Consider the following 24,994-nt stretch of genomic DNA (forward strand, 5'->3'; position numbering starts at 1 on the left):
GCCGGCTACTCGTCCGCCAGGTCCCGCACGGCCGCCGCGAACAGGTCGCCGCGCTCGCCGTAGTTGGTGAACATGTCCATCGAGGCGCAGGCCGGCGCCAGCAGCACCGTGTCACCCGATCGGGCGAGCGACGCGGCCGTTCGAACGATCTCGGCCATCGCCACCGCGCCAGTGTGGCCCTCGGCCGCCTCGATCACCGGCACATCCGGAGCGTGTCGCTCCAGGGCCTCGCGGATCACCGCGCGGTCCTGGCCGATCAGCACCACCGCGCGCAGCCGCTCGGCCGCGCCCTGGACGAGGTCGTCGAAGGTCGCGCCCTTGGCCAGTCCCCCGGCGATCCAGACGATCGGCCGGTAGGCGGCCAGCGAGGCGGCCGCGGCGTGGGTGTTGGTGGCCTTGGAGTCGTCGATGTAGGTGATCTCGCGGACGGTGCCGACCTCGGCGATCCGGTGGGCGTCCGGGCGGAAGGCCCGCAGGCCCTCGCGGACGGCCTTGGTGTCGACCCCGTACGAGCGCGCCAGCGCCGCCGCGGCGAGCGCGTTGGCGATGTTGTGCGGCGCCGGCGGGTTGACGTCCTCGACGGACCCGAGCTCGGCGGCGTTCTTGGACCGGTCCTCGACGAAGGCCCGGTCCACCAGCAGCCCGTCCACCACGCCGAAGTTCGACGGGCTGGGCGCGCCGAGGCCGAAGCCGATCGCCCGGCAGCCCTCCTCGACGTCGGCCTCCATGACCAGCGCCTCGGTGGCCGGGTCGGCCAGGTTGTACACGCAGGCGACGACGTTGCCCTCGTAGATCCGGCCCTTGTCGGCGGCGTACGCCTCCATCGAGCCGTGCCAGTCGAGGTGGTCGGGCGCCAGGTTGAGCACGGCGGCCGAGTACGGGCGCAGCGAGGGCGCCCAGTGCAGCTGGTAGCTGGAGAGCTCGACGGCGAGGACGTCGTACGGCTCCTCGGCGAGCACCGCGTCCAGCACCGAGACCCCGACGTTGCCGACGGCGGCGGTGCGCCTGCCGGCGGCGGCGAGGATCGAGGCGAGCATCTGGACGGTGGTGGTCTTGCCGTTGGTGCCGGTGACGGCCAGCCAGGGGGCGGGCTCGCCGGTGGCGGGCAGCGGCCTGCGCAGGCGCCAGGCGAGTTCGACGTCGCCCCAGACCTCGACGCCGGCCGCCGCGGCGGCGGCGAACAGCGGGCTGTCGGGTGCCCAGCCGGGCGAGGTGACGATCAGCCGGGTGCCCTCGGGCAGGCTGTCGCCGTCGCCCAGGCGCACGGCGACGCCCAGCTTCTCGAGCTCGGCGGCGCGCGCCACCAGGCCCGCGCCGCTGCCGCCGTCGACGACGGTGACGCTCGCGCCGAGGCCGCGCAGGACGCGGGCGGCGCTGATGCCGGAGACGCCGAGCCCGGCGACGACGACGGGCAGCTCGGTGAAGTCGGTGGTGTCGCTGTCGGAGTTCGTCATCCCGCCCGGTATCCCGCGTAGAAGAGGCCGAGGCCGACGGCCACGCAGAGGCCCTGGATGATCCAGAAGCGGACCACGACCAGGACTTCGCTCCAGCCCTTGAGTTCGAAGTGGTGCTGCAGCGGCGCCATCTTGAAGACGCGCTTGCCGGTCATCCGGAAGGAGCCGACCTGGATGATCACCGACAGGGTGATGATCATGAAGAGGCCGCCGAGGATGATCAGCAGCAGCTCGGTGCGCGAGCAGATCGCGAGGCCGGCCAGGGCGCCGCCGAGGGCGAGCGAGCCGGTGTCGCCCATGAAGATCTTGGCGGGCGAGGTGTTCCACCACAGGAAGCCGAAGCAGGAGCCCATCAGGGCGGCCGCGACCACCGCGAGGTCCAGCGGGTCGCGGACGTCGTAGCAGGCACCGGTGGCGGAGATGAAGTAGGCGCAGCTCTGCGAGTACTCCCAGAGCCCGATGAAGGTGTAGGCGCCGAAGGCCATCACCGAGGCGCCGGTGGCCAGGCCGTCCAGACCGTCCGTCAGGTTCACGCCGTTGGAGGTCGCCGCGATCATGAAGTAGGCGAAGATGACGAACAGCACGGGGCCGATCGCCCACTTGAAGTCGCGCACGAAGGACAGCGACTGGGAGGCGGGGCTGAGGCCGCGGTCGTCGTGGAACTGCAGCGCCAGGACGGCGAAGGCCAGGCCGACGATCGACTGCCCGGCCAGCTTCGCCTTGGCCCGCAGGCCCAGCGAGCGGCGCTTGACGACCTTGATGTAGTCGTCGAGGAAGCCGACCAGGCCCAGACCGGTCGTCAGGAAGAGCACCAGCAGGCCCGAGGCGGTCGGACTGTCGCCCGTTATCGCCTTCGTGCCGAAGTACGCGATCAGGGTCGCCAGGATGAAGGCGATGCCGCCCATGGTGGGCGTGCCCTTCTTGCTGTGGTGCGCCTTGGGGCCGTCGTCGCGGATGTACTGGCCGTAGCCCTGACGGGCGAGCAGCTTGATCAGGGCGGGGGTGCCGATCAGCGAGAGGATCAGACCGATCATCCCGGAGATCAGGATCTGCTTCATCATCGGGCAGCACCGTCCGCCAGGATCGCCTCGGCCACCTTCTCCAGCCCCACCGAACGGGACGCCTTCACCAGGACCACATCCCCGGGCCGCAGCTGACTGCGCAGCAGTTCGACCGCCGCGTCCGCGTCGGACACCAGCACCGACTCCTCACCCCACGAACCTTCGTTCCTCGCGCCGAGTTCCATGCAGGCCGCCTCGCGTCCGCCGACCGCCACCAGCTTGGTGACGTCCAGCCGGACGGCGAGCCGTCCGATGGCGTCGTGCTCGGCCAGGCTCTCCTCGCCGAGCTCCCGCATCTCGCCGAGCACCGCCCAGGTGCGGCGGCGCTCCGGGCCCCGGCCCCCCATCGAGACCAGCGCCCGCAGCGCGGCCCGCATCGAGTCGGGGTTCGCGTTGTAGGCGTCGTTGACGACGGTGACACCATCGGCCCGGTCGACGACCTCCATGCGCCAGCGGGACAGCGCACCCGCCTCGCCCAGGGCGGCGGCGGTGTCGTCGACGGTCATCCCGAGCTCCGTCGCCACCGCTGCGGCGGCGAGGGCGTTCGAGACGTGGTGCTCACCGTACAGGCGCAGCTGCACGGGCGCGGAACCGGCCGGGGTGGTGAGCGTGAACGATGGCCGTCCGGTGGCGTCCAGGCGAACGTCGGTCGCCCGCACGTGGGCGTCCGGGGACTCGCCGAAGTACACGACCTTCGCCCTGGTCCGGGCCGCCATGGCGCGCACCAGCCGGTCGTCCGCGTTGAGGATCGCGGTGCCGTCGGCCGGGAGCGCCTCGACGATCTCGCCCTTGGCCTCGGCGATCGCCTCCTGCGAGCCGAACTCGCCGACGTGCGCGGTGCCGACGTTGAGCACCAGTGCGATGTCCGGCGGGGTGATCGAGGTGAGGTACTCGATGTCGCCCTTGTGCCGGGCGCCCATCTCCATCACCAGGTGCCGGGTGCCGGCCTCGACCCGCAGCGCGGTCATCGGGTGGCCGATCTCGTTGTTGAGCGAGCCCGGCGGGTAGACGGTGTCGCCCAGGCGCTGGAGCAGCTGGGCGATCAGGTCCTTGGTGCTGGTCTTGCCGGCCGAGCCGGTCAGCGCGACCACGGCGGTGCCCTCGGCGCGGGCGACCACGGTACGGGCCAGCTTGCCGAGCGCGTCCACCACACTGTCGACCAGGACGGCGGGGACGCCGACCGGGCGGGAGGCCAGCACGGCGACGGCTCCGGCCGCGACCGCGGTGGCCGCGTACTCGTGGCCGTCGGCGTGCTCGCCGACGAAGGCCGCGAACAGGCCGCCGGGGGTCACCTTGCGCGAGTCGACCTCGACCGGGCCGGTGACCGGGGTGTCGGGGTCGGCACCGTCGAGGGTGCCTCCGACCGCGGCGGCCACCTCGGCGAGGGTCAGTGCGATCACTGCTGCTCTACTCCTCGGTCGCCCTTGACGGCCGTGGTCCGCACGACGGCGCTGTGCCTGATCGCCTCGTGCAGCACCTCCCGGTCGTCGAAGGGGCGGATCTCGTCTCGTACGTACTGGCCGAGCTCGTGGCCCTTGCCGGCCACCAGCACGGTGTCGCCCGCCTGGGCGCGGGCGACGGCCAGGCCGATCGCCTCGGCCCGGTCGGGCACGACCAGGACGGCCCCGCGCTCGGCCTCGGGGACGGCGGCGGCGCCGTTCAGCATGCTGGCGAGGATCGCCAGCGGGTCCTCGCTGCGCGGGTTGTCGCTGGTCAGCACGGCGGTGTCGGCGAGGCGGGCGGCGATGTCGCCCATCGGGCCGCGCTTGTGCGGGTCCCGGTCGCCGCCGCAGCCGACGACGACGTGCAGCCGGCCCTTGGTGACCTCGCGCAGCGAGCTCAGGACGGCGTTCAGGGCGTCCGGCTTGTGCGCGTAGTCGACCACGGCGACGTACGGCTGGCCCGCGTCCACCCGCTCCAGCCGGCCGGGGACGCCGGGGACGGCGGCGACGCCGGCCACCGCCCGCTCCAGCGGCAGCCCGGCGGTGACCAGCGCGGTGATCGCGGCGAGCGCGTTGGCGACGTTGAACGGGCCGGGCAGCGGCACGGAGGCGTCGGCCGCCGCGCCGTCCGGGCCGACCACGCGGAAGGAGGAGCCGGCCGGGCCGAGCTGCACGTCCACGGCCCGCCAGTCGGCCTCGGGGGCCCCGGTGGCGGAGAAGGTGGTCACCGGGATCTCGGCCTCGGCGGCGAGCCGGCGGCCGTACGCGTCGTCCAGGTTGACCACGCCCAGGCGGGACTTGCCGGGCTGGAAGAGCCGGGCCTTCGCCTGGAAGTAGTCCTCCATGTCCGGGTGGAAGTCGAGGTGCTCGGGGGTGAGGTTGTTGAACAGCGCGACGTCGTAGGCCACGCCGTCGGTGCGGCCGAAGACCAGGGCGTGGCTGGAGACCTCCATGGTCACCGCGTCGGCGCCGCGCTCGGCCATCACGCCGAGGATCGCGTGCAGGTCGGTGGCCTCGGGGGTGGTGCGCTCGCTCTTGATCCGCTCCTCGCCGACCCGCATCTCGACGGTGCCGATGACGCCCGGGCTGCGCCCGGCGCCGCGCAGGCCGCCCTCGACGAGGTAGGAGGTGGTGGTCTTGCCGTTGGTACCGGTCAGCCCGATCATCAGCAGCCGCTCGGAGGGGTGCCCGTAGACGATCGCGGCCAGCTCCCCCATCCGGGCCCGCGGCCGGTCGACGACCAGCAGCGGCAGGCCCGTCCCGGCGGCCAGCTCGGCCCCGGCCGGGTCGGTGAGCACCGCCACCGCGCCGGCCTCGGCGGCCTTCGCGGCGAAGGCCGCGCCGTGGTGGTTGGCGCCCGGGAAGGCCACGTACACGTCGCCCGGACGGACCGCGCGGGAGTCGTGGGTGACGCCGGTGACGTCGCCCCCCTCGACGGGCGCGAGGCCCATCCGGTCGGCCAGCTCGGCGAGCGGCAGGGCGGTGGTCCCGGTCGGGCGGGGCGGAGTCACGGTGGTTTGATCGGGTTTCGGCACGGCGGGAAGGCTATCCGCCGAAGGGTGCCCAGGGCCAAACCGGGCCTTCGCCGCGCCGCCGCCGCGGCCGGTGCGCTGCTCGTCCATGCTCGTTCACGGCTTCCACTCGACGGGCAGGTTCGGCGCCTGGCTTCCGCTCGGCGGGACCTGCATGGTCTTCAGGGTGAACTCCATCACCTGCTTGAACACCGGGCCGCACAGCTGTCCGCCGAAGTGCCCGTTGACCGGGCCCTGGAGGGTGCAGGAGACGGTGTAGCGGGGGGCGTCGGCGGGGGCGAAGCCGATGAAGGAGGCGGTGTAGCCGTCGTAGCCCTTGCCGTCGGCGGCCCCCCGGTTGGCCGTACCGGTCTTGCCGGCGACGCGGTAACCGGGGATGGCGGCCTTGCCGCCGGTGCCCTGCTCGTCGTCGACGACGGACTCCAGCATCGAGGTGAGGGTCTTCGCCGTCTGCTCGCTGACGACCCGGGTCTCCTCCCCCGCCGGCGTCGGGACGTACTTCCCGTCCGGGCCGGTGACACCCTGGACGATGCCGGGCGCCACCCGGACCCCGCCGTTGGCGATGGTGGAGTACACCGAGGTCGCCTGGAGGGCGTTCATCTGCAACGGGCCCTGGCCGAAGGCGATGTTGTACTTCTCCGAGGCGACCAGGTCCTCCGGCTTCTTGAGCATCCCGGGGGTCTCCCCGGGGAAGTTCAGGCCCGTCGGGCGGGCCACGCCGAACTTGCGCATGTAGGCGTCCAGCGCCTGGTTGGCCTTGGCCTGGTCACCGTCGCCGAGCGCCTCGACGGCCTCGATGGTGCCGATGTTGGAGGACTTCGCCAGCACCCCGGCCAGGGTCAGGTACCAGTCGCCGTGCTCGACGTCGTCCTTGAACTGCTGCCCGGCGCGCACCAGCCGGTTGGGCACGGTGACCCGGGTATCCCAGTTGGCCTTGCCGGAGTCCAGCACGGCGGCCAGGCTCATCAGCTTGGCGGTGCTGCCCGGCTCGTACGCGTCCTGGAGCGCGGCGTTGCCCAGCTGGGACTGCTTGGCGCTGGACAGGTCGCCCGGGTTGAAGCCGGGCGCGGTGGCCATCGCGATGACCTGGCCGGTCTTCACGTCCTGGACGACGACGTAGCCCTTCTCCGCGCCGGAGTTGGCCACCTGGTCGGTGATCGCCTTCTGGGCGGCCCACTGGATGTCCCGGTTGATCGTCAGCCGGAAGTCGCTGCCGGGCACGGCCGGGTCCATCGAGCCGCCGGCCGTGGGCACCAGCCGCCCGCCCGCCTGGGCGTAGCTGCTGCGGCCGTCCTTGCCCGCGAGCTGCTTCTGGAACTGCAGCTCCAGGCCGCCGGCGCCCTCGCCCTCGCCGTTGACGAAGCCGACGAGGTTGGAGGCCAGCCCGTCCGCCGGGTAGATCCGCTTCTGGGTCTCCCGGTTGAACACCCCGGCCAGCGGGTTGGCGCACTGGTCGTCGACCCGGGTGCGCCCGCCCTGCTCGGCGGGCTTGCCCATCAGCTTCTTCTGGGCCTGGCAGGTACGGCTGCCGGCCTGCTTCTCCAGGCCCGCCTTGAGGTCGCTGATCTGGTTCTTGGCGGCCGGGGTCTGCTGGGCGGCGAGCCGCTTGTAGCGGGTCTTGGGGGTGTGCAGGTCGGCGGCGAGCTTCTCCTTGGGGACGCCGATGATCGGCGACAGGAGGGCCGCGGCCTGCTCCGGAGCGTCCGGGATGCCGGTCGCCTCCGGGGTGAACATGACCGGGTCCGCGGTGATGTCGTACGCGTCGACGGTGGCGGCCAGCGCCACGCCGTCCGAGGACGTTATCGACCCGCGCTCGGCGGTGATCGGGATGTTCAGGTAGCGGTTGGTGTTGGCGTCGGCGGCCAGCGCGTCGGAGTCCAGCAGCTGCAGCTGCACCAGCCGCCCGGCGAACACGGAGAACACCAGCGACATCACCACGGTGATCACCCGCAGCCGGCGCCTGGGCTCGGCCAGCCGCAGCGCCTTGGGCCGCTGGGGCGGCCGGGGCCGCGGCCGGGCGCCCGGGGGCCTGCGCCCGTCACCCTGCCGCTGCTGCGGGGCGCGCGGCGTACGGGCGGCGCCCGCCTTGGGCGCCGGGCCCCGGCCGGGCTGCGCCGAACGCGCCGGCTGGGGCTTGCCCGAGGCGGCGGACGGCCTCGCGACCGAGCCCCGGCCGGGCTGGGCCCGGCCCGCACCCGAGGCCGAGGGCTTGGCGCCCTGGCCCCTGGCGGGCTGACCCTTCGTCGGCTCGGCCGACTGCCCACGGGCGCTCTGGCCCCGGGGCGGCTGGACCCGGCCGCTGCTGGGGCGCGGCGGCTGGCGGCGGGCGCCGCCGGAGCCGCTCGAACCACCGGAACCGCCGGAACCGGGCTGACGAGGCGTGGTCATCGGGCCGCACCCCCACTCTTCTGCGGCTGCGGAGCGACGGGGTTGAGCTGGGTCACCGGGTCACCGCCGGAGGCCGCCGGGCTCGGCGCGCCCGAAGGCGCCCCCGAAGGCGCTCCCGAGGGCGCCACCGGCGGGGCCGCAGGCGCGGCGGGGCTCGGCGGGGCGGCGGGCGAGGCGCCCGGGGTGCCCTTCGTCGGCCACGGCTCGACGCCCGAGCGCTTCACCGGCGGGCTGTCCTGGGCCGGTCCCGGCGTGCCGATGACCTTGCCGCCGTTCGGCACGTCCAGGAACGCCATCCCGCCGGCCGGGATCATGCCGAGTTCGGCGGCCCGCTTGGAGAGCGCCTCCGGCGCCGAGGACTGGTCGATCTCGTGCTGGAGGCCCTGCTGCTCGTCGGTGGCCTTGGTGGTCTGCTTCTGCAGCCGGGACAGCTCGAAGGAGCCCTCGTTGAGCGCGGTGTTCAGCGCCAGCAGGCCGAAGAGCCCGCCCGCGAGCAGCGCGACCACGAGCACGGCGAACGGCGTGCGCCCCCGCACGGGGCGCCGCCCCGGCCGGACCGTGATGCGCGCCCTACCCTGTCCCGCGAGCGTTCCCCGCCCCGTCCGGACCCCACCGGCCACCGGCCCCACCGCTCTCCTCCGCCCTTCGGACCCCGCCGGGGCCGTTCCGTCAGCCCCGCTTGCTTCGGTCCCTGATCCTCTCCGCCACCCGCAGCCGTACGGGCGCGGCGCGCCGGTTCTCCTCGATCTCCTGCTCGGTGGCCAGCTCGGCACCGCGGGTGATCAGTTTCAGCCAGGGCTGGTGCTCCTCCGGGATGAACGGCAGTCCCGGCGGCGCGGTGCTGGTGGCCCCGGCGGCGAGGAACTGCTTCACCAGGCGGTCCTCCAGCGACTGGTAGGACATCACGACGATCCGCCCGCCCAGCGCCAGGGCGTCCAGGGCGCCCGGGATCGCCCGCTCCAGGACCTCCAGCTCGCCGTTGACCTCGATCCGCAGGGCCTGGAACGTCCGCTTGGCCGGGTTCCCTCCCGTACGGCGGGTGGCGGCCGGAATCGCGTTGCGGACCAACTCGACCAGACGCGCGCTGTTGGTGAACGGTTCCTTCTCGCGTTCGCGCAGGATCACCGAGGCGATCTTCCCGGCGAAGCGCTCCTCGCCGTACACCTTGAGGATCCGCGCCAGGTCCCCGTGGCCGTAGGTGTTGAGCACCTCCGCCGCGCTGATCCCCCGGGTCTGGTCCATCCGCATGTCCAGCGGGGCGTCCTGGGCGTACGCGAAGCCGCGCCCGGCCTCGTCCAGCTGCATGGAGGAGACGCCGAGGTCGAACAGGACGCCGTCCACCTTCTCGATGCCCAGGCGCTCCAGCACCTCGGGGATCTCGTCGTAGACGGCGTGCACCAGGGTGGCCCGGTCGCCGAAGGGGGCCAGCCGCTCGCCGGAGAGCTTGAGCGCCTGCGGGTCGCGGTCCACCGCGACGAGGCGCACCTCGGGGAACTGGGTCAGCAGCGCCTCGCTGTGCCCGCCGAGGCCGAGGGTCGCGTCGACCACCACGGCGCCCGGGCGCGAGATCGCCGGCGCCAGCGCGTCCATGCACCGCTGCAGCATCACCGGAACGTGCTTGGGGCCGGAGTCGTTGCTGGTCATGCGCGGTGGCGCCCTTCCTCGGTGGAGCAGCCCGACGTCCGGGAGCTGTGACCATTCTCGCCCACCGCCGCCCGGCAGCACGACGCGGCCCGTGGTCCCCGCCCGCTCGAGGGGAAGGACGCGCCCGCCCGGCACCGGGGAAGGTGCGCCAGGTGAGCGCGGAGCGGGAGGAGGCCACGGGCCGCGTCGGCGGAGCCCGGCACCGGCCGGCGGCGCCCGGTTGACGGGACCCCGGCGGCTGTGCTCCACCGCGCTGCGAACTCTATCGCGCGGGCCCCGGCAGTCAATGGTCCGCTCCGGCGCACCACCCGGGCGGCGGTACGGATCGTCGCAGGTCGCAGCGGCCGGGTCGGCCCCGGAGGGTGCTCCGCGACGGCCTCCGGGCGCGGCCGCGCGCCCCCACCGGACGAACCGCCGCACGGACGTCGCGGACCAGCCGGGACAAACCCTCCCGTTGTGGCTATGCGCTCGATCACAGCCGCCGGTTCTGTAGCTGTTCACCCCACCGCGCTCGACCGAATCGCACTAACGTCGCCGTCATGACAGTGACACCCGACCGGCCCGTGCCGCACGCCGCTGCCACCACCGACAGACCCACGATCATCGACCGCTTCGTCTCCGCCAACCGCGAGTACGCGGTGACCTTCCGGGACGGCGGCATGGACGCCCGACCGGTCCAGCGGATCGCCGTCGTGGCCTGCATGGACGCCCGGCTCGACCTGTTCGCGGCGCTCGGCCTCGAACTGGGCGACGCCCACGTCATCCGCAACGCGGGCGGGGTCGTCACGGACGACACCATCCGCTCCCTGACCATCAGCCAGCGCGCCCTGGGCACCCGCTCCATCGCGCTGATCCACCACACCGGCTGCGGCCTGCTCGGGCTGACCGAGGACTTCCGCCGCGAGCTGGAGCTGGAGGTCGGCCAGCGCCCGCAGTGGGCGGTGGAGTCCTTCGTCGACCTGGACGGCGACGTGCGCCAGTCCATGCAGCGGGTGCGCACCTCCCCGTTCCTGCCGCACACGGACGACGTCCGGGGCTTCGTCTTCGACGTCCACACGGGCCTGCTGCGCGAGATCGACTGACCCGTATCCGGCCCGTTTCCGACCCGTATCCGAACCAGGCAACCCGGGCATCCCGGGCACCCGCGCCACCAGGGTGACTTTCAGCCGCCGCCCGGGGGAGAATGCGCCTGCCGGTCGGACCCCGAACCACCTGGGGCGGCCCGGCCGCAGGCCGCCACCGGCGCCGGTCCCCCACACGGAACCGCTCCCGGGAGCGGCCGCGTCCAGCAGGGGTGGGGTCCGGCCTCGGGGTGAGGCGGGCACAGGGTGCCAGGGAGCGTAAACGGGTGACGAGCTACAACGATCAGGCCGGTATCGGCGGTCCTGCGGGGGGCCAGGGGACGGACGGGTACCACCGGGTCGGGCTGCCCGAACTCGCCGCGGTCGTGGACCGGGTCCGCACCAACGTCGAGAGCGTCATCGAGGGCAAGCCGGAGGCGATCCGCATCGCGCTGACGGTCATGCTCGCCGAGGGCCACCTCCTACTGGAGGACGTGCCCGGCGTCGGCAAGACCATGCTGGCCAAGGCGCTGGCCAAGTCCGTCGACTGCACCGTGCGCCGCATCCAGTTCACGCCGGACCTCCTGCCCTCGGACGTCACCGGCACCAACATCTACGACCAGCACCAGCGCGACTTCGAGTTCCGCCCCGGCGCGATCTTCGCCCAGATCGTCGTCGGCGACGAGATCAACCGCGCCTCGCCCAAGACCCAGTCCGCGCTGCTGGAGTCCATGGCCGAGCGCCAGGTCACCATCGACGGCACCAGCTACGAGCTGCCCTCGCCGTTCATGGTCGTCGCCACCCAGAACCCGGTCGAGATGGAGGGCACCTACCCCCTCCCCGAGGCCCAGCGCGACCGCTTCATGGCCCGGATCTCGATCGGCTACCCCAGCCCCGAGGCCGAGTTCGCGATGCTGGACGTGCACGGCGGGGCCAACCCGCTGGAGGACCTCCAGCCCGTCGCGCACTCCTCCGACATCCTCAAGCTGATCGACCTGGTGCGCGCCGTCCACATCGCCGACCCGGTCCGCCGCTACGCCGTCGACCTGGTCGGCGCCACCCGCAACAGCCACGAGCTGCGCCTGGGCGCCTCGCCGCGCGCCACCCTGCACCTCGTGCGGGCCGCCCGCGCCGCCGCCGCGCTCGACGGGCGCGACTACGTCATCCCGGACGACATCCAGCGCCTGGCCGTGCCCGTCCTCGCGCACCGCCTGATGCCGACCGCCGAGACCCAGCTCAACCGCCGCACCACCGAGCAGATCGTGGCCGAGATCGTCGCCAGGCTGCCCCTGCCGCGCCCGCAGGGCGGCCCGGCCGTCCGGAGGGGCTGAGGTGACCCCACCCCCCTCCGACCAGACGTCGGGCCTGCGGGACGCGATGCGCGGCCTCACCACCCGGGGCCGCTGCTTCGTCGCCGCCGGGACCACCTCGATCGCCTTCGCCTACGTGGTCGGCCAGGACGCGCTGGTGAAGGTCGGCTTCCTGCTGGTCCTGCTGCCCGTCATCGCCGTGGTGATCGTCGCCAACACCCGCTACCGGGTGGCCAGCGGACGCCGGCTCAACCCGCACCGGGCGGTCGCCGGTCAGGAGGCGAGGGTCCACCTGCGGGTCGACAACGTCTCCCGGGTGCCCACCGGGGTGCTGCTGCTCGAGGACCAGGTGCCGTACGTGCTCGGGCCGCGCCCGCGCTTCGTGCTGGACCGCGTCGAGCCGCGGGGCTTCCGCGAGGTGTCCTACCGCGTCCGCTCCGACCTGCGCGGGCGCTACCCGCTCGGGCCGCTGCAGCTGCGCCTGTCCGACCCCTTCGGCATGTGCGAGGTCGGCCGCGCCTTCACCGCCTCCGACACCCTCACCGTGGTCCCCCAGGTCCAGGCCCTGCCGTACGTACGGCTCCTCGGCTCCTGGGGCGGCCAGGGCGAGAGCACCAGCCACTCCCTCGCGCTGGCCGGCGACGACGACGTCATCCTGCGCGAGTACCGGCCGGGCGACGACCTGCGCCGGGTGCACTGGAAGTCCACCGCCCGCTACGGCGAACTGATGGTGCGCCGCGAGGAGCAGCCGCAGAAGGCCCGGGCCACCGTCCTGCTGGACACCCGCGAGTTCGGCCACCGGGGCAGCGGCCCCGCCTCCTCCTTCGAGTGGGCCGTCAGCTGCGCCGCCTCCGTCTCCGTGCACCTGTTGGAGCGCGGCTACCAGACCCACCTGCTCACCGACACCGGCGAGTGGGTGCCCGGGCCCGGCAGCGGCAACCACAGCGCCGCCGACACCTCCGGGCTGATCCTGGACGCCCTCGCCGTCACCGACCTGTCGGACGGCGGCGGGCTCTCCCGCGCCGAGGAGCCGCTGCGCGTCGGCGGCGAGGGCCTGCTGGTCGCCGTCCTCGGCGAGCTGGACGAGACCCAGGCCACCCGCCTGGGCCGGCTGCGCAGCCGCACCGGCGGGGCCATCGCCTTCCTGCTGGACACCGGCACCTGGACGGGCCTGCGCCTGCTCGCCCCGCACACCGGCGGCGACGAGTTCCGCGCCAGGGAACGGCAGCTGCGCGAAGCCGGCTGGACCGTCATCCCCGTACGCGCCGGCGACTCCCTGCCGGACCTCTGGCAGGCCGTCGACGGCGCCAGGACCACCGCCCACCACCGGGAAGGAGCCGGCGCGTGACCACCCGGGCCAAACTGACCGTCTACTCGGCGCTCGCCACCGCCCTCGCCTCCCTCTGCCTGCTGCCCCTGGTGAGCGAGCACAGCTGGCTCACCTACTCGTTCGTGGTGATCGCCGTGATCTCGGCGGTCGGCGCGGGCCTGCGCCGCTCCCCGCTGTTCCGCTGGAGCATCCCGATCGCCCAGCTGCTCGTGCTGCTGCTCATGATGCTGATCGGCTTCGCGAGCTCCGGGGGCCTCGGGCTGGGCATGATGCGCACCCTGACGCAGGTCTTCGCGGACGGCGTCTCCGACATCCAGAGCTACGCCATGCCGGCCCCGGGCACCCCGGGACTGCGGCTGATCCTGCTCTCCGCCATCGGCCTGATCGCCGTCATCGTGGACACCGTCGCGGTGACCTACCGGCGCGCGGCCGTGGCCGGGCTGCCGCTGCTGGCGCTGTTCTCCGTCGGCAACAAACTCGCCGAGGACCGCGCCAGCTGGATCTGGTTCGCGTTCGGCGCCGCCGGGTACCTGCTGCTGCTCTTCGCCGAGGGGCAGGACCGCGCCACCCGCTGGGGCCGCATCTTCCGCGGCGCGGCGGGCACCGTCAGCACCGGCACCGTGCGGCCCGCCGGCCAGATGGTCGGCGTGCTGGCCCTGGCCTCGGCCGTGGTGCTGTCCGTCCTGGTCCCGCAGAGCGGGTCCGGGCTGCTGGGCGGCGGCTCCCACGACTCGGCCGGCGGCAGCGGCACCGGCACCGGGATCGGCGGCGGAATCCTCGACCCGATGGTCAGCCTGGAAGCGGCGATCGCCAAGCCCAACGACGACGAGCTGCTCACCTACACGATGGACAGCACCCAGGCCGATCAGACCTACCTGCGCACCGGCTCGCTCGACCAGTTCGACGGCGCCCGCTGGAAGCTCAGCAGCACCACCTTCCTCGGGCTGCCGGCCACCCTGCCCAACCCCGAGGGCCTGCGCGACGCCGCCGTCCCCCGGGTGGAGACCGACGTGCGGATCGGCGACCGGCTCGGCGGGGCCAGCTGGCTGCCGATGCCCTACCCGGCGGCCTCCGTCAGCGTCCCCAACCGCGGCGAGTGGAAGCTCGACCAGCTGACCCGCACCGTGGTCCCCACCAGCGACAACGCGATCCGGGGCCTCAGCTACCACGTCAGCTCGCTGGACCTGCGCCCCACCGCCAACGAGCTGCGCGGCGCCGCCCTCGCCCCGCAGGACGTCCGCGACCGCTACACCGCGGTGCCCTCCGAGATGCCGGCCGTGGTCGCCCAGCAGGCCAAGGCGATCACCGCCGGGGCGCAGAACGACTACGACCGGGCGACGGCCCTGGTGAACTACTTCACCAGCCCGCAGTTCAAGTACGACACCTCCATCACCCCGGGCACCGGCAACGACGCCATCGCCGTCTTCCTGCGCGACCGCCGCGGCTTCTGCGTGCACTACGCCTCCGCCATGGCGGCGATGGCCCGCACGCTGAACATCCCGGCCCGCGTGGCCGTCGGCTTCACCCCCGGCGACACCAAGGGCGGAAACGTCTACACCGTCACCGGCCGGATGTACCACGCCTGGCCCGAGCTGTACTTCTCCGGCTACGGCTGGATGCGCTTCGAGCCGACCCCGAGCCGGGGCACCCCGGCCAAGTACACCGAGACGACGCCCACCCCGACGGCCACGCCGACCGCGCAGCCGACCTCGGCCGTGCCGAGCGCCTCGGCCGCCCCGGCGCCGTCCAAGAGCAGCGCCTGCTCCGGCAAGGAGCAGCAGCTCGGCGACTGCGGTCCGCAGAGCAAGACGGCGGGCAACGCCTCGGACGAGTCCTGGCTGCCGTCCTGGCAGCTGCTGACCATCATCGGCGTGGGCGTGCTGGTCGTCCTGCTGCTGCTCGCCCCGATGTTCTGGCGCACCGCGCTGCGCCGTCGCCGCCTCGGCGGCGGAGGCGGGAAGCGCGGCCCGGGCGGACCTGGCGGCCCGGGTGGCCCGGGCGGCGGCGGACCGGAGCTGACGGACGCCCAGGTGCTGGCCGCCTGGGAGGAGCTGATCGACTCCGCCTGGGACCTCGGCCTCGCCCCGGACGAGTCCCGCACCCCGCGCTCGACCGCCCGGCGCATCAGCACCGGCGCCGGGCTGGACCCGGAGGCCTCGGCGGCCACCGGCCGGCTGGCGCTGGCCACCGAGCGCGTGATGTACGCGCCCTCCGGCCGGCTCACCACCGACCCGGTGGTGTCGGACGTGCGCACCGTGCGGCAGGGCCTGCTGGCCGGGGCCGACCGGCGGCGTCGCCTGCGGGCGCTGCTGCTGCCGCCGTCCTCGGTGCAGCTGTGGTGGCGGTTCTCCGACGCCCTGGGAGTCGCCCGGGCGGCGGTCGGCGAGCGCGTCGGCCGGGCCTCGGCGGCGGTCATGACCCCGCTGCGGCGGGCGTTCACCCGCGGGCCCAAGGGTCCGCAGGGCTGAGCGGACAGCGAAACGCCGGGGCGGGCAGTCGGATCGACTGCCCGCCCCGGCGTTTCGACGTGATGCGGTGAGGCTCAGAAACCGCCGGTCTGCTCGTCCCGGCGGCGCTGCCAGCGCTGCTCCACCCGGTCCATCATCCCGGCCTTGCGGCGCGGGGCGGGGGCCGGACGGGCACCGGAGCCCTGGGCGGCCGGGCCGCGGCGCCAGCCCGTCACGGCGAACACCGCGCAGCCGAGCATCACCAGGAAGCCCACGACGCTGACCCAGATCTGGTCCGGGACGACCATGCCGCCCATCAACAGGGCGACGCCCACCACGAAGCCGGCGACGGCCAGGTAGACCCGCCGACGGGTGAACGTGCGCAGCCCGGTTCCCTCGAGCGCCGACGCGAATTTGGGATCTTCGGCATACAGCGCTCGCTCCATCTGGTCGAGCAGTCGCTGCTCGTGCTCCGAGAGCGGCACGGAGTCCTCCTACTCGTCGGTCGCGGGTGCGACCGGTCCGCCGCCCCGGTCGGGGAGGCAAGTCCTGTCAGCCATGGGGCACCACGGTCGGACGCCTGTGCGGGGGGTCCTGGTCCGTGTCGTCCATATGCCCCACGGATCCGGCTGTCATGCTTTCCGGCTTTACCCAGATCATACGGTCCGGGGCCCGGTTACGGAGTGGTCCGCGTCGCGTGGGCCAGGCCACTTCGGGCCGGGCGGGGCCGCACCGGACTCAACGCCCCGAGCACCGGACAAGTGCCCGAACGGGTGGAATCCGTCCGGAGCCGGGGAGCTTCGCGAGCGGACGGCGGGCGAACGCCGGGAGAACGGTACGTGCGCACGCGTACGGCGGCGGAAACGGGCCGCCGCCGTACGGTTCGGGACCGTACGGCGGCGGTGGACACGCTCGGCACAGGCTCAGCACACGCTCCGGGCCGGCTCCGGGCCGGCTCCGGCCTCAGTCGAGGGTGGCCAGCAGGTGCAGCTGGGTGGCGACGGAGTGGAAGGCCGGCTGGGCGGCGGCGGCCTCCTCCAGCTTCAGCAGGGCCTCCAGGGCGCCCGGCTCGGTGTCGACCAGCACACCGGGCACCAGGTCGGCGAAGACCCGTACGCCGTGCACCGACTGCACCCGCAGGCCCGCGCCCTCGGCCAGCCGGGCGAGCTCCTCGCCGGTGAACCGGCGCGGCATCGGGTCCTGCTCGCCCCAGCGGCCGTCCCCGGCCGTGAGGGCCGCGCGGGCCTCGTTGAAGTGGCCGCCGAGGGCGCGGGCCAGCACGGCGCCGTTGCGGTTGGCGGCCAGCAGGCTGACGAAGCCGCCCCGGCGCAGGGCGGCGGCCAGGCTGCCGAGCGCCTCGGCCGGGTCGTCCACGACCTCCAGCACGCCGTGGCAGAGCACCGCGTCCACGGTGCCGGGGGCGACCAGCTCGGGCAGCGTCTGGGTGTCGCCCTGGACGGCGCGGACGAGGTCCGTCACCCCGGCCTCGGCGGCCCGGCGCTCCAGCGCGAACAGCGCGTCCGGGCTCGGGTCGACCACGGTGACCCGGTGGCCGAGCCTGGCCACGGGCACGGCGAAGTTGCCGGTGCCGCCGCCGGTGTCGACCACGTCGAGCACCGGCTGGTCCAGCTCGGCCGCCCGCTTCTCCAGGGCCGCCCGCACCACCTCCCACACCACGGCGGTACGCAGGGCACTGCGGGGACGCGTCGGGTACACGGTCGGGCTCCTTGACAGGGGAGTTCGATCAGGGTTGCTCCCCACCTTATTGCCTGTCCGGCGCCTCCCCCTCGTCCAGGGGCAGCCGGGGCGCCGGCGGGGTCGCGCGCAGGCCGAGGAGGCGCTCGACCAGGCGCAGGAAGAGGGCGGAGTTGCGGATCAGGTCGTCGGCCTCGCGGGCAGAGGCGGCGCCCCTGATCCCGGCCTCGGCGGCGGCCCGGCGGCGGGCTCCGGCACCGTAGTAGAGCGCCCATTCGGACAGCTCCGGGGCCACCTCGGGCAGCACGTCCCAGGCGGGGCGGATCGCCTTGCGCCGGCGTTCGCTCTTCTCGGGCCGCCCGCGCACCGCCAGGACGGCCGCCACCGTGCGCAGCGCGGCCAGGTGGGCGGTGGCGTAGCGCTCCAGCGGGTCCTCCAGGGCGCGGGCCCTGGCGAGGGTGCGGTGGGCGTCGGTGAGCAGGTCGAGGGCGGCCGGAGGCGCGGCGATCCGGCGCAGCACGGGATGGACGTCCCCACCGGCGGGGCGCGGGCCCCGGTCGTACGGCAGGGCGGCGGAGTGGAGGCGGGCGGTGACGGGCTCAGGATGGCTGATGGTCATGGTCTCCCCCGGTTCCGAGGCAGCGCGCGGACCGGATGATCCGTGCCCCTCCATCGTGACCGGCACCACTGACAAATCCGCCCGCTGCGGGCATCCCGGCGGCGGGCGCGGACCCATCGCCCGGGTCCGTCGCCGCCGCCGTGTGCCGTTCGCTCCGCCCTCCCCCCACGGCGGCGGAACGATTCCCCCCTCGGGTGGCCGGCCTCTCCCCCGTGCCCGCTCCGCCGCCCCGTGCCGGCGGTGCGGGGCCCGTGACCGGCGCCCTCGTCCGGGCGGGCGGCGCCCGACGCGCCGTCCTCCCGGGTGCCACCACTCTGCCGTCCCGGCAGGTCGGAGGGCATCCGCTCGGGTACTCAACCCCCGATCTGAGTACCCGTACTCAGTCCGGAACCATGTCCGGAACCGGTCCGGAACCCGTCGGGAACCGACCCCCGGACCGTGTGCGTCCCGCCTCGCGGGCCGGGTAGCGTACGGCCGGAGCACCGGGCGCAGCGCCGGACGACGAGGGAGCGCCATGACGATCCTGCCGCTGATCTTCACCAGCGGACTGGCCAGCGGCATCAACGCGTACGCGGTGGTGCTGCTGATGGGCCTGCTCGGCCGGTTCGCCGACGCCGGATCGGTGCCGCCGGCGCTGGAGCGCACGGACGTGCTGGTCGCGGCCGGGGTGCTGTTCCTGCTGGAGGCGGTGGCCGACAAGATCCCGTACGTGGACAGCGTCTGGGACGTCGCGCACACCGTGATCCGGCCGATCGCCGGAGCCGTCGTGGGCGTGCTGATCGCCGGCCACGACCCGGGCTCGCTCAGCGACGTCGCGGCGGGCGCGATCGGCGGTTCCTCGGCGCTGGTCAGCCACCTGGTGAAGGCGTCACTGCGGATGGCCGTCAACACCTCGCCGGAGCCGTTCAGCAACATCCTGGTGAGCGTCACGGAGGACCTGGGCGTGGCCGGCCTGATCACCCTGGCGATCTTCCACCCGTGGCTGGCCGCCTCCATCGCCGCCGTCCTCCTGCTGGCCGGGATCCTGCTGGTCCGGCTGATGATCAAGAAGATCCGCGCCTTCCGCGCCCGCCGCCGCGAACGCCGCGCCGCGAAGGCGGCCGGAGCGGCGGGATCCGCCTCCGGGGCGTACTCCCGGCGGATCTAAGATCGTCGGCATGGCAAGGATCGTCGTCATCGGTGCAGGTATGAGCGGGCTCGCGGCGGCCTCCCGGCTGGCGACCCTCGGGCACGGGGTGACGGTCTGCGAGGCGGGAGCGACGTACGGGGGCATGGTCGGCCGGTACGAGCGCGACGGCTTCGCCTTCGACACCGGGCCCGGGCTGCTCCCGCTGCCCGCCGTCTACCGCGATCTCGCGCTGAAGACCGGCAAGGAGCCGCTGGAGCAGCTGGTCGAGCTGACGCCGCTCGCGCCGGAGAGCCGGCACCTGTTCGCCGACGGCACGGACCTCACCCTGCCCAACGCCTCGCGCGGCGGGGTCGGCCAGGCCCTGGACGCCGCCTTCGGCGAGGGTTCCGGCGCCCGGTGGAGCGAGGTCATGAACCACGCCCGCGCCGTCTGGGAGGCCACCCGGCGCCCGCTGCTGGAGGAGCCGCTGCCCACCGAGCGCGGCCTGCTGAGCCCGGCGGACCGCGAGCGGCTGGACACCGATCCGTACCCCCTCCCGCCCCGAACGGGCCTGGCCCGGCTGCGCAGGCCCGTCCCGTGGACCCTGGACACGGTGGCCCGCCGGCAGCTCGGCGGCCACCCGGGTCTGACCGCCCTGCTGGGCGAGCCGGCGCTGCGGTACGGCCTGGTGCCCGGGCAGGCCCCGGCCGGGGCCGCCGTGCTGGCGTACATGGAGCAGTCCTTCGGCGTCTGGTACGTCCGGGGCGGGATGCGGGCCCTGGCGGAGGCCGTGTACCGGCGCTGCGAGCTGCGCGGGGTGGGGTTCCGCTTCGACACGCCCGTCACCCGGGTGGTCGTCGAGGAGGGCCGGGCCCGGGGCGTGGAGACGGCGCGGGGCCGGATCGAGGCGGACCTGGTGGTCTCCGCGATGGACACCGACGCCCTGTTCCGGAACGGCCTGGCCGAGTGGCCCGGCGTGCCGGCCGAGGAGTGGGAGCCGGTCGAGGTGCCCGGCCGGTTCAGCGTGCTGCTGGCCCTGCGCGGCCCCCGCCCGGCGGGCACCGCGCACCGGACGGTGGTGCACGCGGCGGACCCGGCGGCGGAGGAGAACGCCCTCACCCACAACGCTCCGCCCTGCGAGCGCCCCACCGTCCAGGTGCTCCGCCCGGACGACCCGACGCTGAGGCCCGACGACGCCCACGAGAGCGTGGTGCTGACGGCGACCGTCCCGGCCCAGGACGAGGTGGACTGGACGGCCCCCGGCTTCGCCGAGCACTACGCCGACCGGCTGCTCGCCCACGTCGACGCGGCGGGCCTGGGCCTTCGCGAGCGGGTGCTGTGGCGGGTCGTGCGCACCCCCGCGGACACCCTGCGGGAGACCGGCGCGGTGTACGGCGCCGTCGCCCAGCCCTCGCTGGCGGGCGGGAACCTCCCGACGGCGCGCCTCAAGGCGGCCAACGAGTCCCCCGTTCCGGGCCTCTACCTGATCGGCGGCGGCGCCCATCCGGGCGGCGGGCTCGCCCGCGTCGGCATGTCGGCCTGCATCACCGCCGGGCTGATCGGCCCGGCCTGAGGCCCGTCAGCCGTGTGAGGGCCAGGTGTTCTGCTGCTGGTAGCCGTACGCCTGGTCGTAGCCCGGCTGCTGCTGCGGGATGCCGCCCTGGGGGTGCTGCTCCCACTGCTGCTGTTGCTGGGCGTTCGGGTCCCAGCCGGGCTGCTGCTGGGGCTGGGACTGCTGCTGGGGCTGCTGCTGCCACTGCTGCTGGTCGTAGCCGCCCTGGTAGGCGGCCGCGTACGGGTCCTGCTGCTGGGGCTGGGGCTGCTGCTGCGGGTAGCCGCCGTACTGCTGCTGGTCGTAGGAGGCGTAGGCGGGCTGCTGCTGCCACTGCTGCTGGTCGTAGCCGCCCTGGTAGCCGGCGGCGTACGGGTCCTGCTGCTGGGGCTGCTGCTCCTGCTCGTAGTACGTGGGCGCGTAGACGCCGTCCTGGGCGAGCTCCTGCAGCTCGAAGGCCGCCGTCTGCTCCACCGCGGGGGCGTCCTCCGACGTTTGTCCGAACTCCGGCCCGAGGTCCGGCCCGAGGTCCGGCCCCGAGTCCGCCCGGGGAGCCGCCTCGGGCTCCTCCACCGAGCTGACCTCGCCGACGCGCGCCTCCGCGACGGCGACGGCGGCCACGGCCGTCGCGCCCCCGGTCAGCGCGCCCAGCATCGGCACCTTGGCGAGCGGGCCCGGCAGGCTGCCGTCCGGCTTGCGCAGGGACCAGCCGGCCTGGAAGCCGCGCTTGACGGAGAGGGTGACGAAGGTCTGGCCGAGCGCGAACAGGGCGGCGCCCGCGCCGATCACCACGACCGAGTCGAGGGACATCCCGGCGGCCACGCCGAGGAAGCCCGTCAGGGCGAGGACCCGCCAGTGCACCGGGGCCCGGTTCTGCAGCAGCACCTCGGCGACCAGCCAGAGCGCCACCACCGCCAACGCGACGTACAGCAGCAGGAATCCGATGCCCATCCGCCCGCTACCTCCAGTCGCGTGCCCGCGCTCGCCGCGCGTGTGCGGCGACTGTACCGGTTCAACGGCCCGGGTACCGCATCGCGTTCCCACCCCCGGCCGCCCCCGCGCGCACACGACCGAGCCCGCCACCGTCCAACCGGTGACGGGCTCGTGAACACCCGGTCAGCGCTGGTGCAGACCCAGGTTCTGGTAGATCTCCAGCGTCGCCGTCGAGTGGTTCAGCGTGATGAAGTGCAGGCCGGGCGCGCCCTCGGCGAGCAGCCGCTCGGCCATCGCCGTGGCGTGCTCGATGCCGATCGCCCGCAGGGCCGCCGGGTCGTCGACGGCGGCGCGCAGCCGCGCCTCCAGCGCGGGCGGGAAGGCCGAGCCGCTGAGCTGCGGGAAGCGCTCCAGCTGCTTGGCGTTGGTCACCGGCATGATCTCCGGGATGATCGGCGCCTCGCAGCCGGCCGCGGCGACCCGGTCGCGCAGCCGCAGGTAGTCGTCGACCTCGAAGAACATCTGGGTGATCGCGTAGTCGGCGCCGGAGCGGAACTTCGCGACGAAGTGCCGGATGTCGTCGTCCCAGTTCGTCGAGCGCGGGTGCATGTTGGGCGAGGCCGCGACGCCGACGCAGAAGTCGCCGATGCCCTTGATCAGCTCGACCAGCTCGTACGCGTAGGTGACGCCCTGCGGGTGCCGGACCCACTCGCCCGTCGGGTCGCCGGGCGGGTCTCCCCGGACGGCGAGGACGTTGCGCACGCCCTGGTCAGCGTAGTGGCCGATGATGTTGCGCAGCTCGGCGACCGAGTGGTCCACGGCGGTCAGGTGGGCGACCGGGGTGAGCGTGGTCTCGGTGGCGATCCGGCCGACCATGTTGACGGTGCGCTCGCGCGAGGAGCCGCCGGCGCCGTACGTCATGCAGACGAAGTTCGGGTCGAGCGGTTCGAGACGGCGGATGGCGTCCCAGAGCCTGTGCTCACCGATCTCGGTGCGAGGGGGCATGAACTCGAAGGAGAATGACCGCTTTCCGGCCGCCAGGAGCTCGCGGACCGTCTGTGCGCGGTCCGTTCTGGTGGAAGCGATACCGAGTGCCATGATGGCAGGTTATCGGTCGGTGACCGGGGCGTCACAAGAGGGTCCCACGAAGTGAGACGGGCGCTGGACCTCGGCTCGCACGTCTGTTCCCAGTACCCCGGCTAGGCTTGCCGCATCCCAGCGAAACAGCGGAGCCTCATCGTGACCTCGTCCAGCACCCGGCCGGCCAACCCCATTGACGTGGAGGACGTCCGCACGCGCGTCAACGGCGCCCTCGCCGCGTTCATGGACGGCCAGTCCGCCCTGCTCGACGGGATCTCGCCCCAGCTGGCCCCCGCCGCCGACGCCCTGCGCGACTTCCTGCTGGACGGCGGCAAGCGGCTGCGCCCCGCCTACTGCTACTGGGGCTGGCGCGCCGCCGGCGGGTCCGCCGCCGCCGAGGGGATCGCCCACGCGGCCGCGGCCCTGGAGCTGCTCCAGGCCAGCGCCCTGGTCCACGACGACCTGATGGACCGCAGCGACACCCGGCGGGGCCTGCCCTCCGTCCACCGCCGTTTCGAGGCCCTGCACCGCGAGCGCGGCTGGCGCGGCGACCGCGAGCAGTACGGCGCCTCGGCGGCGGTGCTGCTGGGCGACCTGCTGCTGATCTGGTGCGACGAGCTGTTCCTGCGCTCGGGTCTGGAGCCGGCCGCCGTCCTCGCCGCCAAGCCGGTGTTCGACCTGATGCGCACCGAGGTCATGGTCGGCCAGTACCTGGACGTGCTGGAGCCGGTGGCCGGGGACTCGGCCGACGAGGGCGCGCTGGAGCGCGCGCGGACCGTCCTGCACTACAAGTCAGCGAAGTACACCATCGAGCGCCCCCTGCAGGTCGGCGCGCTGCTCGCCGGGGCCGGGCCCGACCTGGTCGAGGCGCTCGGCGCGTTCGGGCTGCCGCTGGGCGAGGCGTTCCAGCTGCGCGACGACCTGCTCGGCGTCTTCGGGGATCCGGCCGTCACCGGCAAGCCCGCCGGGGACGACCTGCGCGAGGGCAAGCGCACCCTGCTCGTCGCCCACGCGATGCGCGCCCTGCCCGCCGCCGACGCCCGTCACCTGGACGAGCGCCTCGGCGCGCCGGACCTGGCCGCGGCCGAGGTCGCCGGGCTGCGGGAACTGGTGGAGCGCAGCGGCGCGGCCGAGCTGGTGGAGCAGCGGATCTCCGAGCTGATGCGCGAGGCCCTGGCCGCGCTGGCGGCGGCGCCGCTCGCCGACGAGAAGGCCCGCGAGGTGCTGCTGGCGCTGGCGGAGGCTTCCACCGTCCGCAAGTACTGAGACGTACGGACAGGCGGACGGCGGAAGCCTCCGCGGTCGTACGGTCAGACCGCCGCGCGCACCCGGCGGGCGAGCTCGGCGGCCGCGGCCCGGGGGTCCTCGGCCGCGGTGAGGGCCCGGACCACGACGATCCGGCGGGCGCCGGCCTCCAGGACCTCGTCCAGGTTGCCGAGGTCGATCCCGCCGATGGCGAACCACGGCCGGTCGGTGGCCTGCTTCGCCGCGTACGAGACCAGGCCGAGGCCCGGCGCCGGGCGGCCCGGCTTGGTCGGGGTCGGCCAGACCGGGCCGGTGCAGAAGTAGTCCACACCCGGCTCGGCGATCGCCGCGTCCACCTCGGACTCGGCGTGGCAGGAGCGCCCGATCAGCACGTCGTCGCCGAGGATCGCCCGGGCGGCGGCCACCGGCAGGTCGTCCTGGCCGAGGTGCAGCACGTCCGGCCGGGCCGCGTGGGCGACGTCGGCGCGGTCGTTGACGGCCAGCAGCTTCCCGTGGCGGTGGCAGGCGTCGGCGAAGACCTCCAGGGCCTCCAGCTCCTGCTTGGCCTCCAGGCCCTTGTCGCGGAGCTGGACGACGTCCACCCCGCCGGCCAGCGCCTCGTCCAGGAAGTCGACCAGGTCGCCCTGCGCGCGGCGGGCGTCCGTGCACAGGTAGAGCCGGGCGTCCGCCAGCCGCGCACGCCGCGTGTCCGCCGCCATCAGATCAGCATCGCCTGGGCACGGCGCTTGACCTCGGTGCCGCGGTTCTCCCGCAGCGCCTGGATCGGGCTACCGGGCAGCGACGGGTCCTCGGTGAAGAGCCACTCCAGGATCTCCTCGTCGCTGTACCCGCAGTCGCGCAGCAGGTTCAGGGTGCCGGACAGGTGCTTGACCAGCCCCGGGCCGTCGATGAACGCGGCAGGGACTTGCAGCGACTTGTTGGGGCCCCGGCGGACCGCGATCAGCTCACGCTTCCTGACCATGTCCCGGACCTCGGTGACCAGCACCCCCCACTGCTCCGAGATGTCGGGGAGGTACATCCACTCGGGGACCAGGGTTTCAATCTTGCTTTCGATCTCGCTCACGCCACCAGA

General features: G+C 74.1%; 21 protein-coding genes. 7 read left to right on the forward strand and 14 right to left on the reverse strand.

Annotation, left to right across the window (positions count from 1 at the left end; all coding sequences use genetic code 11):
- Window positions 1-5 precede the first annotated feature (5 nt).
- The 7 genes from murD to rsmH all read right to left on the reverse strand — a co-directional run bounded on the left by murD (window position 6) and on the right by rsmH (window position 9,521).
- Window positions 6-1,454 (reverse strand): UDP-N-acetylmuramoyl-L-alanine--D-glutamate ligase, encoded by a 1,449-nt coding sequence (murD, locus tag ACIBCA_RS23500; protein ID WP_396284911.1) that lies wholly within the window; start codon window positions 1,452-1,454, stop codon window positions 6-8.
- Window positions 1,451-2,512, reverse strand: a complete 1,062-nt coding sequence (gene mraY / locus ACIBCA_RS23505; protein ID WP_396285020.1) for a phospho-N-acetylmuramoyl-pentapeptide-transferase — start codon at window positions 2,510-2,512, stop codon at window positions 1,451-1,453. Before mraY ends, murD begins: the two co-directional genes overlap by 4 nt.
- Window positions 2,512-3,915, reverse strand: a complete 1,404-nt coding sequence (murF, locus tag ACIBCA_RS23510) for a UDP-N-acetylmuramoyl-tripeptide--D-alanyl-D-alanine ligase (RefSeq protein WP_396284912.1) — start codon at window positions 3,913-3,915, stop codon at window positions 2,512-2,514. Before murF ends, mraY begins: the two co-directional genes overlap by 1 nt.
- A complete protein-coding gene (locus tag ACIBCA_RS23515; RefSeq protein WP_396284913.1) occupies window positions 3,912-5,579 on the reverse strand; it encodes a UDP-N-acetylmuramoyl-L-alanyl-D-glutamate--2,6-diaminopimelate ligase in 1,668 nt (555 codons plus the stop codon). Before ACIBCA_RS23515 ends, murF begins: the two co-directional genes overlap by 4 nt.
- A 6-nt stretch (window positions 5,580-5,585) precedes the next feature.
- On the reverse strand, window positions 5,586-7,877 hold the full coding sequence (locus ACIBCA_RS23520) for a penicillin-binding transpeptidase domain-containing protein (RefSeq protein WP_396284915.1): 2,292 nt from the start codon (window positions 7,875-7,877) through the stop codon (window positions 5,586-5,588).
- Window positions 7,874-8,413 carry a cell division protein FtsL gene (locus ACIBCA_RS23525; protein ID WP_396284916.1) on the reverse strand — a complete coding sequence of 180 codons (540 nt, stop codon included), beginning with the start codon at window positions 8,411-8,413 and terminating at the stop codon, window positions 7,874-7,876. Before ACIBCA_RS23525 ends, ACIBCA_RS23520 begins: the two co-directional genes overlap by 4 nt.
- A 133-nt stretch (window positions 8,414-8,546) precedes the next feature.
- Entirely contained in the window at window positions 8,547-9,521 is a 975-nt protein-coding gene (rsmH, locus tag ACIBCA_RS23530) for a 16S rRNA (cytosine(1402)-N(4))-methyltransferase RsmH (protein ID WP_396284917.1), read from the reverse strand.
- A gap of 539 nt (window positions 9,522-10,060) precedes the next feature.
- On the opposite strand from rsmH, the gene ACIBCA_RS23535 reads away from it, so the two are divergent.
- The 4 genes from ACIBCA_RS23535 to ACIBCA_RS23550 all read left to right on the forward strand — a co-directional run bounded on the left by ACIBCA_RS23535 (window position 10,061) and on the right by ACIBCA_RS23550 (window position 15,690).
- The gene (locus ACIBCA_RS23535; protein WP_396284918.1) at window positions 10,061-10,603 is read left to right on the forward strand and encodes a beta-class carbonic anhydrase; all 543 of its coding nucleotides are present in this window, start codon (window positions 10,061-10,063) and stop codon (window positions 10,601-10,603) included.
- 266 nt (window positions 10,604-10,869) lie between these two features.
- Window positions 10,870-11,913: an AAA family ATPase gene (locus ACIBCA_RS23540; protein WP_396284919.1), complete on the forward strand. Its 1,044-nt coding sequence runs from the start codon at window positions 10,870-10,872 to the stop codon at window positions 11,911-11,913.
- Window positions 11,914-11,959: 46 nt separating this feature from the next.
- The gene (locus tag ACIBCA_RS23545) at window positions 11,960-13,240 is read left to right on the forward strand and encodes a DUF58 domain-containing protein (RefSeq protein ID WP_396285021.1); all 1,281 of its coding nucleotides are present in this window, start codon (window positions 11,960-11,962) and stop codon (window positions 13,238-13,240) included.
- On the forward strand, window positions 13,237-15,690 hold the full coding sequence (locus ACIBCA_RS23550; RefSeq protein ID WP_396284920.1) for a transglutaminaseTgpA domain-containing protein: 2,454 nt from the start codon (window positions 13,237-13,239) through the stop codon (window positions 15,688-15,690). The genes ACIBCA_RS23545 and ACIBCA_RS23550 overlap by 4 nt, the downstream gene beginning before the upstream one ends.
- A gap of 74 nt (window positions 15,691-15,764) precedes the next feature.
- Here ACIBCA_RS23550 and ACIBCA_RS23555 read toward each other — a convergent pair whose 3' ends face one another.
- The 3 genes from ACIBCA_RS23555 to ACIBCA_RS23565 form a co-directional block, all read right to left on the reverse strand.
- Window positions 15,765-16,154: a DUF3040 domain-containing protein gene (locus ACIBCA_RS23555; RefSeq protein WP_396284921.1), complete on the reverse strand. Its 390-nt coding sequence runs from the start codon at window positions 16,152-16,154 to the stop codon at window positions 15,765-15,767.
- Between the two features lie 478 nt (window positions 16,155-16,632).
- Complete coding sequence (locus tag ACIBCA_RS23560; RefSeq protein WP_396284922.1) at window positions 16,633-17,385, reverse strand: methyltransferase domain-containing protein; 753 nt, start codon at window positions 17,383-17,385, stop codon at window positions 16,633-16,635.
- A gap of 46 nt (window positions 17,386-17,431) precedes the next feature.
- Window positions 17,432-17,983: an SAV_6107 family HEPN domain-containing protein gene (locus ACIBCA_RS23565; protein WP_396284923.1), complete on the reverse strand. Its 552-nt coding sequence runs from the start codon at window positions 17,981-17,983 to the stop codon at window positions 17,432-17,434.
- 514 nt (window positions 17,984-18,497) lie between these two features.
- Here ACIBCA_RS23565 and ACIBCA_RS23570 point away from each other — a divergent pair.
- Together ACIBCA_RS23570 and ACIBCA_RS23575 are read left to right on the forward strand one after the other, a co-directional pair.
- A complete protein-coding gene (locus ACIBCA_RS23570; RefSeq protein ID WP_396284924.1) occupies window positions 18,498-19,130 on the forward strand; it encodes a DUF4126 domain-containing protein in 633 nt (210 codons plus the stop codon).
- A gap of 10 nt (window positions 19,131-19,140) precedes the next feature.
- Window positions 19,141-20,664, forward strand: coding sequence for a phytoene desaturase family protein (locus tag ACIBCA_RS23575; RefSeq protein ID WP_396284925.1), 1,524 nt, complete (start codon window positions 19,141-19,143; stop codon window positions 20,662-20,664).
- A gap of 6 nt (window positions 20,665-20,670) precedes the next feature.
- On the opposite strand, the gene ACIBCA_RS23580 is transcribed toward ACIBCA_RS23575, so the two are convergent.
- Together ACIBCA_RS23580 and metF are read right to left on the reverse strand one after the other, a co-directional pair.
- The gene (locus tag ACIBCA_RS23580; protein WP_396284926.1) at window positions 20,671-21,594 is read right to left on the reverse strand and encodes a hypothetical protein; all 924 of its coding nucleotides are present in this window, start codon (window positions 21,592-21,594) and stop codon (window positions 20,671-20,673) included.
- A 165-nt stretch (window positions 21,595-21,759) separates the two neighbouring features.
- Complete coding sequence (gene metF / locus ACIBCA_RS23585) at window positions 21,760-22,674, reverse strand: methylenetetrahydrofolate reductase [NAD(P)H] (RefSeq protein ID WP_396284927.1); 915 nt, start codon at window positions 22,672-22,674, stop codon at window positions 21,760-21,762.
- A 141-nt stretch (window positions 22,675-22,815) separates the two neighbouring features.
- On the opposite strand from metF, the gene ACIBCA_RS23590 reads away from it, so the two are divergent.
- Window positions 22,816-23,922: a polyprenyl synthetase family protein gene (locus ACIBCA_RS23590; RefSeq protein WP_396284928.1), complete on the forward strand. Its 1,107-nt coding sequence runs from the start codon at window positions 22,816-22,818 to the stop codon at window positions 23,920-23,922.
- Window positions 23,923-23,966: 44 nt separating this feature from the next.
- Here the strand turns inward: ACIBCA_RS23590 and thiE are convergent, their stop codons facing one another.
- A complete protein-coding gene (thiE, locus tag ACIBCA_RS23595) occupies window positions 23,967-24,620 on the reverse strand; it encodes a thiamine phosphate synthase (RefSeq protein WP_396284929.1) in 654 nt (217 codons plus the stop codon).
- The gene (locus tag ACIBCA_RS23600; protein ID WP_396284930.1) at window positions 24,620-24,985 is read right to left on the reverse strand and encodes an Rv2175c family DNA-binding protein; all 366 of its coding nucleotides are present in this window, start codon (window positions 24,983-24,985) and stop codon (window positions 24,620-24,622) included. The genes thiE and ACIBCA_RS23600 overlap by 1 nt, the downstream gene beginning before the upstream one ends.
- Between the last annotated feature and the right edge of the window lie 9 nt (window positions 24,986-24,994).

The organism is Kitasatospora sp. NPDC051170 (assembly GCF_044455705.1).
Lineage (GTDB): Bacteria > Actinomycetota > Actinomycetes > Streptomycetales > Streptomycetaceae > Kitasatospora.